The organism is Achromobacter maghribensis (assembly GCF_057334215.1).
The window spans coordinates 98,885-108,686 of sequence record NZ_JBHFII010000066.1 but is presented as its reverse complement, the minus strand read 5'-3'; the positions used below and the strand labels follow the sequence as shown (position 1 = coordinate 108,686).

The window sequence follows — 9,802 nt, the reverse complement described above, 5'->3', positions numbered from 1 at the left end:
GCGCGGTCAGCGCCGCGGGGGGGCGTGCCGACAATGCCTCGGCCAGCACATAAAGCAAACCCGCTGCCGCGCCCAGCAGAAAGCCCGTCACCACCGCGCGCTTGGCGCCGCGGCGATCGACCAGCGCGCCGGAATACGCCCGCGACAACAGCGCGGCGGCAAACTGCAGGCCCGCCACCACGCCCACCACCAGCGCGCCCATCGCCAGCGTGCCGGTCACGTACAGCGGCAATACCGGCATCGGCAGGCCAACCATGAAAAATCCGATGAACACCGCCAAGACCAAAGGCAGCAGTTGCGCAAAAACAGAGCGCACGGGTCCGTGGGCCGCAGGCAAAGCCTCGGCCGTCGAAACGTTCGACATGAAAAATCCTTGAAAGGGTCATGACAATCCGAAACCATCGCGGAGAATTCGCCGATGGCATAATCCGCGCTTGCGGGTGCCAAATCGGATTGCCTGCCGTAAATTTTATGAGCCGATGCTCAGGTTTGATACTCGCCTTTCCCCGCATCCATGACCGACATCCCACAGCCCCGAAAATCGCCGCGCCAGCTCCGGTCGCAGCACACCGTCGACACCATCCTGCAGGCGACGGCTCGCGTTCTGGCCACGCATGGCTATGCAGGCACCAACACCAACCTGATCGCCGAGACCGCCGGCGTCAGCGTCGGGTCGCTGTACCAGTATTTTCCGAACAAGAACGCGCTGATCGCCGCGCTGCATCAGCGCCACGACAACCAGATGCTGGACGTCATCGACGACGTGCTGAACAGCAACCCCGCCGCCACGCTGCAAGAGCGCGTGGCCGCCATCGTGCAGGCGATGCTGCACGCGCATCTGCTTGAACCCGCGCTGCACCGCGTGCTGGAACGCGAATTCCCGCTGTTCGACACGCCGCGCGAACACAGCCTGGCCGACCAGGACATTCATCGCCGCATGCGGCATCTGCTGGAGTTGCACCGCGCCGAGATCGCGCAGCAAGACCGCGACCTGGCGACCTACGTCGTGCTGCGCATCATGGAATCGTTGGTGCACGCGGCGGCGCTGGAGCCGCCGGCGGGTTTTTCCACCGGGCAGCTTGAACAGGCCGTGGTGGATGCGGTGATGGGGTATCTGGCGACGCCGGGCCGCGCCGCGCCACGCAAGCGCACAAGCGCTCCGAAAACCGGCAAGCCCGTTGCCGCAGCCAAGCAGGCCACGCGCCGAAAAACAGCAGCTTGATCAGGAAGCCGGCTGCTGCCGATGGGCGGCCGGCAATCAGCGGCTGGCGTCTTCAGCCATGCGGGCCAGGCAATCCGACGCCTTGCCCACCACGATGCGGGCGCTGCACGCCAGCATCAAATTCAGGTTCAGGCCAAAGTCCTCCACGGTATGGCCTTCGGAATCCACCATGCGCGACACGCCGTCGTCCGCCGCCGCACCCACCGCCACCTGATCGACCAGCGAGCCCGCCTGGCTGGTATAGCCCCATACCGGCTTGCCGCAGGCGATGGCATAGCCCACTTCGAAGGCCGTGCCGGAATCGGGTTCAGCGCCGCGAAAGACGTTCAGGTTGGCCATCACCAGGTCGGCCCGCCGGATCAGCGCCACGTTTTCGCGATAGATCCATTGCGCCAGCGCCGCGCCCGACAGGTCTTTGGGGGCCGTGTTGTCCAGCGGGAACAGGCCGTCGAAACCGTACGTGGCGCACAGCGCCTTGAGCCGCTGTCCGTGCGCCACGGCATCGGGCAGGAATACGTCGAAACCCGCGAGATACACGCTGCGCATATGGGCTACTCCGGTTCTGAAACGTTGAAAGCCTCGCCGGTGGCAAAGAAGGAACCGCCGGCCAGATAGTGGACCGAACGCCGGTCGTCTTGCGGGAAGTGCCAGCGGTTGCCTGAAAACACATCCGGTGCCGCCCACGCGGCGACGACCTCGCCGATGAACAGATCATAAGCCTGTTGGTTGTGGGGCTCGGGCACGACCTTGCATTCCAGCCAGCCCAGGCAATCCGCGACCAGCGGCGCGCCGATCTTGCTGGCCGGAAAGGTCGACAGGCCGCTGGCCTGGAACTTGTCTTCGCCGCGGCCCGATTCCGAGCCCACTTTCAAGGTGGCGGCGGCTTGCGCGCGCGATGGAATGCACAACGCGAATTCGCCCGACGCCTCGATCAGTTCGCGCGTGTAGGTGTTCTTGTCCACCACCACCAGCATCTTGGGCGGGTTGAAGTCCAACGGCATCGCCCACGCGGCGGCCATGACATTGCGCGCGTCGCCATGGGCGCTGGTCACCAGCACCGTGGGGCCGTGATTCAGCAAGAGATACGCGCGGGGCAGGTCTACGGCTTCGATTTTGGACATGGCTGGGCGCTTAGAACATGCCGTTCTGGTTGGCGGGGTTTTCGGGAATTTCCTGGCTGACGTCCCAGTGTTCGACGATCTTGCCCTTGTCGACGCGGAAGATGTCCACGACGGCCTGGCCGCGGTCTTCCGGCGAATCGCGCCACTGGTTGTGGATGACGACCAGATCGCCTTCCGCGATCACGCGCTTGATCTCGACGATGGCTTGCGGATGCTGGTCGAAATACGGCGGGAAGAAATCCACCATCGGCCCGACGCCGTCACGCATGTACGGGTTGTGCTGCACGTAGTTGGGGCTGACGTACAGGCGCACCGCCTCGTCGATCTCGCGGTCCTGGAACATCATCCGGAAGAACGCCGTGACGATGTCCTTGTTCGACTGGGGCGCAGCCGCAAGCGCTGGCGCCGACGCCAGGCAGTGGGAGGCGACCAGCGCACAGGCGGCCAACGATTTCAACTTCATACGCATACAGGACAACTCAGGGTGACGCCGGCTGGCGGTCTGCCAGTTTACAAATAAAACCCGCCGCTCCGGCCCGGCCGCACAACGAAAAAAGGAGCCTTGACGGGCTCCCTTTTTCATTGCCCGACGGCAGCTCAGTAGCCGACGGTGAAGCGCCGGCGCGCATGCTTGGGCGTCTCGATCTCGTCGGCCAGCGCAATGGCGTAGTCTTCCATCGAGATCCAGCTTTTGCCTTCATCGTCGGCCAGCAGGTGGTCATCGCCCACGCGGAACGTGCCCGTGCGTTCGCCCGGTTCGAATAGCGCGGAGGGCGACAGGAAGGTCCAGTTCAGCACTTTTTCCTGGCGCAGCGTGTCCAGGAACACGACGCCGGCGCGGGCCTCGGGCTTGTAGGCATCGGGGAATTCCGGCGTATCGATCAGCAGCTTGCCAGGCGCCACCAACAGGCTGCCCGCGCCGCCCACGACCAGCAGGCGGGGCACGCCGGCGTTCTTCACGGCGGCCAGTAGCGGGCGCGCGTCGGTCGAGACAAAACGCGTGGCGCTGATGACGGCGTCATGGCCGGTCAACAGCGGGGTCAGCGTTTCGGGATCGGTGGCGTCGCCTTGCTGGATGGTCAGGCCGGGCTGCGCGTTCACGTCGGCGGGGTTGCGGGCAATGCCCGTCACCTGATGGCCGCGCTTCAACAGTTCGTCGGCCACGCGTGAACCCACGCGGCCGGTGATGCCGATCAATGCAATTTTCATGGTCTTGCTCCTAGGGGAGGAAGAACCGGGGAGGGGGGCGCACGACGCGCCGCGACACGCCCCGGTTCAGGCAAATCCATACTATTCGGTCGAATCCGAACAAAAAACCCGGTAAAGCGGAAGAGTTTTTTGCAATTCATGCACCAATCGGCCGAACTCAACCTGCGTTGCGCTGTGCCTGGTAGACCTGCAGATGCGAATAGGCCACCCGCAGGTACGTCGCGTCCACGCCCAGCGTCCGCGCGCGGCGCACCATGTCGCCCACGATGTGGTCGGCCTCGACCGGCAGGCCCTGGCGCAAATCACGGAACATGGATGCCGTCATGGGTTGCGTGCGGTCGCTCATCAGCTTCTGCGCGAACGCATCCGCTTCGGGGCGCACCGCGTGACCGGACGCGGCCGCGACGGCTTGCGATTCCTGCAGCAGGCTTTTCAGGATGTCGATGCCGTCGTCGGTAGACGCGATCTGCCCGATCGCGCCGCGCATCAGGCAGGTGCCGGCCGCCAGCGTGGTCAGCATGACGTACTTTTCCCAGATGTCCTGGTAGATGTCTTCGCTCAGGCGGCTGACGTATTCGCCGCCCATCAGCGCCTGCTCCAGCGCCACGCCGCGGGCGCTGCGGGCCGGACCGGCGCGTTCGCCAAAGACGATGCTGGCGTGTTTGCCCAGGTGCACCACTTCGCCTTCCGGGCCGAGCGTGGCGTTGATCTGGCACAGGCCGCCCAGCACGCGGTGCGGCTCGAATTCGCGGTCCAGCACGTCGTATTGCAAGACGCCGTTCATGATGGGCAGCACCGCCGTATCGGGGCCGACCGCGGGGCGGATGGCCTCGATGGCGCTGGCCAGGTCGTAGGCTTTGCAGCTAAGCACGACCACGTCGTACTGCCCCTGCAACGTCTGCTGCGTTGCAAGCTTGGGGTGCAGCGTGGCGTCGCCGAACGGGCTCTGAATGCGCAAGCCGTGCTCGCGGATCCGCGCCGCGCGCGGTTCGCGCACCAGGAAGGTCACGTCCGCGCCCGCCTGGGCGGCGCGTCCGCCGAAATAGCCACCGGTGCCGCCAGCACCCAAGAACAACAACCGCATTTGTCTCTCCTGTCGCTGCCCGCCTGTAGCGCGGGCTGGTATGGAATTATGCGCTTGGCGCGCCTTGCTGGCGCTGCCGCGAACCTGCTGCTGCCCACGCGCCGGACAGAGCGGGCGTCAATGAAGGGGCGCGTGCTCAGACCGCGTGATTGTGCTCGGCCCAGGCCTCGTAGCCGCCGCGCAACGCCCAGGTCTTGGGATAGCCCGCCGCGCGCAAGCGCGAGGCCAGCAACGCGGCCGACACTTCGTTCGGGCACGCGCAATACACCACGATGTCGGACTCCAGCGCTTGGGGGTCCAATGCCGGCAGCGGCGCCTTCAAGTCCACGGCGATAGCGCCCGGAATGCGTTCGGCATCGCGCTGCGCTTCGGGACGCACGTCGAAAACCAGGGTATTGCGGCCGTCCTGGCGCCATTGCATCAGTTCGCCCACCGATACGCGGGGAATGACCCGCAGGCTGCGCAGCAGGATCCGGCGGCGCAGGAACCGCGTGAGGATATACAGCGCCAGCACCGCCGCCAGCACGCCCAGTCCCATGGCCCCATAGGTGCTCAGGATTTCCAACACGTCATTGATGACGCTATGGAACAGCCCGCCCAACAGCAAGGCGGACCCGGACCAGATCATGGCGCCCACCAGGTCGTAGAGCAGGAAACGGCGGTAGGCGGTGCCAGTCAGGCCCGCCATCACGGTCGACAGCGCGCCAGCGCCCGGCAGGAACTTGCACACCAGCAAGGCCCGCACGCCAATGCGCAGGTACAGCCGCTGCGTCTGGCGGATGCAGGAATCCTGCGACAAGGACATCTTGCAGATCACGCCCAGCAGCCGCGCGCCATAGCGCCGGCCGGCGACGTACCAAAGCGAGTCGGCCAGCAGGCAGGCCACGGTGGCGGCCAGCCAGGGCGTCAGCCATCCGGCCGCGCCGCCCAGGGCGCCGGCCGCGATCAGCATGGGATACGCGGGCACGGGCAAGCCCGCCTGTTCGACCAGGACGTTGGCGAACACCAGCCACCCGCCGTACTGTTCGAGCAGCAATTGAATGTCTTGCATGGACCTTCCAGCTTGCCGCGCCCCGCGCGGCTTATTCCCGGATTTTAGGCTCGCCATGGCCCCCCCGGACGGTCTGCGCGCACGCCCTGCACCGCAACACGGCGTTTCACCCGCCCAATGTCCATCCCTTGCGACACGCCGCACCATCTTGGTGCCACGTTTCCCCGCCGGGGTGCCTATAATCCTGCCCGTCCATCAGGTTTCCCCGACTTGTCGCAGGAATGCCTCATGGCATACAACTTGCTTCGCCTGGACTGGCTGCGCACCGACCATTCGGATGGGACGCGCCCCCGGCGCCCCCATCCCATGACAGATCCCACGCCTACGTTTCCGACCGCTCGCGCCGAACATGCCCGCCTGCGGCCGCAGCCCGGCATCCGCATCGTCGTCCCACGGTTCCCTTTCCATCCCCGCGAAGGAGTCTCCGCATGAAATCCCTGTCCACCTCGTCCGCCGGCGCCATCGCCCGCCGCGGCCTGCTCAAGCTGGCGGCTGCCGCCGCTGGCGCGCTGCTGTTCTCGGGCGCGGTGCAAGCCCAGGCCGCCGCACCGGCCAAAACGAAGGTCGCCGCCATCTATACGGTGCCGGTCGAACAGCAATGGGTGTCGCGCATCCACAAGGCGCTGACCGCTGCCCGGGACCGCGGCGACATCGAATACACCTTCTCGGAAAACGTCACCAACGCCGACTACGAGCGCGTCATGCGCCAGTACGCCGAGCAAGGCAACAAGCTGGTGGTGGGCGAAGCCTTCGCCGTGGAAGCCGCGGCCCGCAAAGTGGCCAAGGACTATCCGCAGACCGCCTTCCTGATGGGCTCTTCGGGCAAGCCGCAGCAACCCAACTTCTCGGTGTTCGACAACTACATCCAGGAACCCGCCTACCTGACCGGCATGATCGCCGGCGGCATGAGCAAGACCGGCAAGATCGGCCTGGTGGGTGGCTACCCCATCCCCGAAGTGAACCGCCTGATGCAGGCCTTCATCGAAGGCGCCAAGGAAGTGAACCCGAAGGCCGAATTCACCGTCACCTTCATCGGTTCGTGGTTCGATCCCCCGAAGGCCAAGGAAGCCGCCTTCGCGATGATCGACAAGGGCGCGGACGTGCTGTACGCCGAACGCTTCGGCGTGTCGGACGCGGCCAAGGAGCGCGGCAAGCTGGCCATCGGCAACGTGATCGACACGCAGCCGCAGTACCCGGAAACCGTGGTGGCGTCGGCCCTGTGGAGCATGGAGCCCACGATCGATGAAGCGCTCAAGCAAGTCAAGGCCGGCACGTTCAAGGCTGATGACTACGGCCAATATTCGCTGATGAAGCACAAGGGTTCGTCGCTGGCGCCGCTGGGCACCTTTGAATCGAAGATCCCGGCCGAACTGGTCGCCCGCGTGCAGGCCAAGCAGAAAGCAATCCTGGACGGCAGCTTCACGGTGAAGGTCGTCGACAAAGAACCCAAGTCCTCGGCACGATGAACCAAGCGCCTCTCGCCCTGCAACTGACGGGGATCACCAAACGCTTCGGCAGCCTGACGGCCAATGACGATGTTTCGCTGACGCTCGCGCAAGGCGAAGTCTTGGCCCTGCTGGGCGAGAACGGCGCCGGCAAGTCGACCCTGGTGTCGATCCTGTTCGGCCACTATGTGGCCGACGCCGGCAGTATTGAAGTCTTCGGCAACCCGTTGCCCGCCGGCCGGCCCGACGCCGCGCTGGCGGCCGGCATCGGCATGGTGCACCAGCACTTCACGCTGGCCGACAACCTGACCGTGCTGGACAACATCATGGTGGGCACCGAGTCGCTGTGGAAGCTGGCATCCGGCCGCGGCAACGCGCGCCGCCGGCTGGTCGAACTTGGCCAGCGTTTCGGCCTGGCGGTGGATCCGGATGCGCGCGTGGGCACGCTTTCCGTCGGCGAGAAACAGCGCGTCGAGATCCTGAAGGCGCTGTACCGCGGCGCGCGCGTGCTGATCCTGGACGAGCCCACCGCGGTGCTCACGCCGCAGGAAGTGCAAGACCTGTTCGCGACCCTGCGCGGGTTTGTCGATGATGGCCTGGCGGTGATTTTCATTTCGCACAAGCTGGACGAAGTGATGGCCGTCTCGCGCCGCGTGGCGGTGCTGCGCCAGGGCAAACTGGTGGCCGAGCGCGACACCGCCGGCACCAGTCCCGCCGAACTGGCGGAATTGATGGTGGGCCGCAAGGTCGTCATGCCGCGCGCCGAAGCCGTGGCCGCCACCGAACAGGCAGCGCCCGTCGTGACCCTGTCGCAAGTCACCGTGCGTGACGGCCGCGATGGCGCGCCGCGCCTGGACAGCCTGGACCTGACCGTCCACAAACATGAAATCGTGGCCATCGCGGGCGTGGCCGGCAACGGCCAGCAGGCGCTGGTGTCGGTGCTGACCGGCTTGCGCCAGCCCTCCGACGGCACGATCCGTCTGGGCGCCGAACACGCCGCCGCGCCCACCACGCCGGCCGGCTGGACGGCCGCCCGCGTCGGCCGCATTCCGGAAGACCGCCACGGCGAAGGCATGATCGGCGACAGCCCGCTGTGGGAAAACGCCATCGTCGAAGACCTGAAGGACAAGCGCTTCGCGCGCTACGGCCTGATCCGCGCCCGCGCGGGCCGCGCGTATGCGGCGTCGCTGGCCAAGCAGTTCGACGTGCGCGCGGCCTCGCTGGACGTGCGCACGCGCAGCCTGTCCGGCGGCAATATGCAGAAATTGATCCTGGGTCGCACCTTGGCCCGCGAACCCCGCTTCATCGTGGCCGACCAGCCGACCTGGGGCCTGGACATCGGCGCCGTCGCCTATGTGCGCGAGCAGCTGCTGGCCGCCCGCGCGCGCGGCGCCGGCGTACTGCTGGTGTCTGAAGACCTGGAAGAAATCTTCGCCCTGGCCGACCGCATCGCCGTGCTGTGCGGCGGCAAGCTGGTCGCCGTCAAGCCGGTGGCCGACTGGACGCCGGCCACCGTCGGCCTGGCCATGACGGGAACCCGCGCGTGACGGATCGCTCCGCCCCGCGCCGACGCCCCCTCTATTGAGCAACACTCGCATGAAACTGATCCTGGAACGCCGCCCCGAGCCCAGCCGTCTGGCGCTGGCCTTGGCCCCCATCGCGGCCATCCTCTTTACGCTGGCGGTCTGCACCTTGCTGGTGGCGTGGGCGGGAGCCCCCGTCGGCCGCACCTACGCGCTGCTGTTCGAAGGCGCTTTCGGCTCGCGCTTCGCGCTGTCTGAAACGCTGACCCGCGCCACGCCGCTGATGCTGACGGGCCTGGCCTGTGCGGTGGCGTTCCGCGCCCGCTTCTACAACATCGGCGCCGAGGGCCAGCTGTACCTGGGCGCGCTGGCGGCGGTCGCCATCGGTGGCCTGCATGACGGCAACGGCTTCGACTTGCCCGTGCCCGTGCTGTTCGGCGGCATGATGCTGGCGGCCGCGCTGGCCGGCGCCTTGCTGCTGCTGATTCCCGCGCTGCTGAAGACCCGCCTGGGCGTGGACGAAGTGGTCACTACGTTGCTGGGCAACTTCATCGTGCTGCTGTTCGTGTCCATGATGCTGGACGGCCCGATGAAGGACCCGATGGCGATGGGCTGGCCGCAATCGGTGGCGCTTAACGGCGACCTGGAACTGGGCAAGCTGATCGAACGCACGCGTGCGCACACCGGCCTGCTGTGGGCCGCCGGCCTGGCGCTGGGCCTGTGGCTGCTGAATCGCTACACCGTCTTCGGCTTCCAGATGCGTGCCGTGGGCGCCAATGCGCACGCCTCGCGTTTCCTGGGCCTGCCGGTCAACCGAGTCATGCTGGGCACCGCGATGTTGTCGGGCGCGCTAGCGGGCCTGGCAGGCGCCATCGAAGTGGCGGGCCGCACCGGCTACGTCACGCTGGACATGTCACCCGGCTATGGCTACACCGGCGTGGTCGTTGCCATGCTGGCGGGGCTGCATCCACTGGGTGTGATCCTGGCCAGCATCTTTGTCGCCGGCATGCTGGTGGGCGCGGACAGCATGAGCCGCGCCATCGCGGTGCCGAACTATATCGCCGACGTCATCGTCGCCACCTCGTTGCTTGCCATGCTGGTTGCGACGCTATTCGCGCAGTACCGCCTGCGCCGCAACCGGGTTTGA

The 9,802-nt window shown here is 66.5% G+C and carries 11 protein-coding genes; 4 read left to right on the top strand and 7 right to left on the bottom strand.

Going from position 1 to position 9,802, the window contains the following annotated elements; all coding sequences use genetic code 11:
* Positions 1-364 (bottom strand): MFS transporter (locus ACE039_RS30920; protein WP_485824250.1); only part of this gene is annotated, 364 nt, incomplete at its 3' end.
* A 150-nt stretch (positions 365-514) separates the two neighbouring features.
* Here ACE039_RS30920 and ACE039_RS30915 point away from each other — a divergent pair.
* Positions 515-1,222, top strand: a complete 708-nt coding sequence (locus ACE039_RS30915) for a TetR/AcrR family transcriptional regulator (protein ID WP_485824249.1) — start codon at positions 515-517, stop codon at positions 1,220-1,222.
* Between the two features lie 36 nt (positions 1,223-1,258).
* On the opposite strand, the gene ACE039_RS30910 is transcribed toward ACE039_RS30915, so the two are convergent.
* The 6 genes from ACE039_RS30910 to ACE039_RS30885 all read right to left on the bottom strand — a co-directional run bounded on the left by ACE039_RS30910 (position 1,259) and on the right by ACE039_RS30885 (position 5,687).
* Entirely contained in the window at positions 1,259-1,768 is a 510-nt protein-coding gene (locus tag ACE039_RS30910; RefSeq protein WP_485824248.1) for a nucleoside 2-deoxyribosyltransferase, read from the bottom strand.
* A gap of 5 nt (positions 1,769-1,773) precedes the next feature.
* Positions 1,774-2,343: a flavin reductase family protein gene (locus ACE039_RS30905; RefSeq protein ID WP_105555595.1), complete on the bottom strand. Its 570-nt coding sequence runs from the start codon at positions 2,341-2,343 to the stop codon at positions 1,774-1,776.
* 10 nt (positions 2,344-2,353) lie between these two features.
* Positions 2,354-2,812, bottom strand: coding sequence for a nuclear transport factor 2 family protein (locus ACE039_RS30900; protein WP_105555596.1), 459 nt, complete (start codon positions 2,810-2,812; stop codon positions 2,354-2,356).
* 128 nt (positions 2,813-2,940) lie between these two features.
* The gene (locus tag ACE039_RS30895) at positions 2,941-3,552 is read right to left on the bottom strand and encodes an NAD(P)-dependent oxidoreductase (RefSeq protein ID WP_310035482.1); all 612 of its coding nucleotides are present in this window, start codon (positions 3,550-3,552) and stop codon (positions 2,941-2,943) included.
* A gap of 157 nt (positions 3,553-3,709) precedes the next feature.
* Entirely contained in the window at positions 3,710-4,636 is a 927-nt protein-coding gene (panE, locus tag ACE039_RS30890) for a 2-dehydropantoate 2-reductase (RefSeq protein ID WP_105555598.1), read from the bottom strand.
* Between the two features lie 136 nt (positions 4,637-4,772).
* Positions 4,773-5,687, bottom strand: coding sequence for a DedA family protein/thiosulfate sulfurtransferase GlpE (locus tag ACE039_RS30885; RefSeq protein WP_448712657.1), 915 nt, complete (start codon positions 5,685-5,687; stop codon positions 4,773-4,775).
* Positions 5,688-6,115: 428 nt separating this feature from the next.
* On the opposite strand from ACE039_RS30885, the gene ACE039_RS30880 reads away from it, so the two are divergent.
* The 3 genes from ACE039_RS30880 to ACE039_RS30870 are packed head-to-tail and all read left to right on the top strand — an operon-like array spanning position 6,116 to position 9,802.
* A complete protein-coding gene (locus tag ACE039_RS30880) occupies positions 6,116-7,153 on the top strand; it encodes a BMP family protein (protein ID WP_105555601.1) in 1,038 nt (345 codons plus the stop codon).
* Positions 7,150-8,679, top strand: a complete 1,530-nt coding sequence (locus ACE039_RS30875; protein WP_485824247.1) for an ABC transporter ATP-binding protein — start codon at positions 7,150-7,152, stop codon at positions 8,677-8,679. Before ACE039_RS30880 ends, ACE039_RS30875 begins: the two co-directional genes overlap by 4 nt.
* A gap of 49 nt (positions 8,680-8,728) precedes the next feature.
* Positions 8,729-9,802 carry an ABC transporter permease gene (locus ACE039_RS30870; RefSeq protein WP_485824246.1) on the top strand — a complete coding sequence of 358 codons (1,074 nt, stop codon included), beginning with the start codon at positions 8,729-8,731 and terminating at the stop codon, positions 9,800-9,802.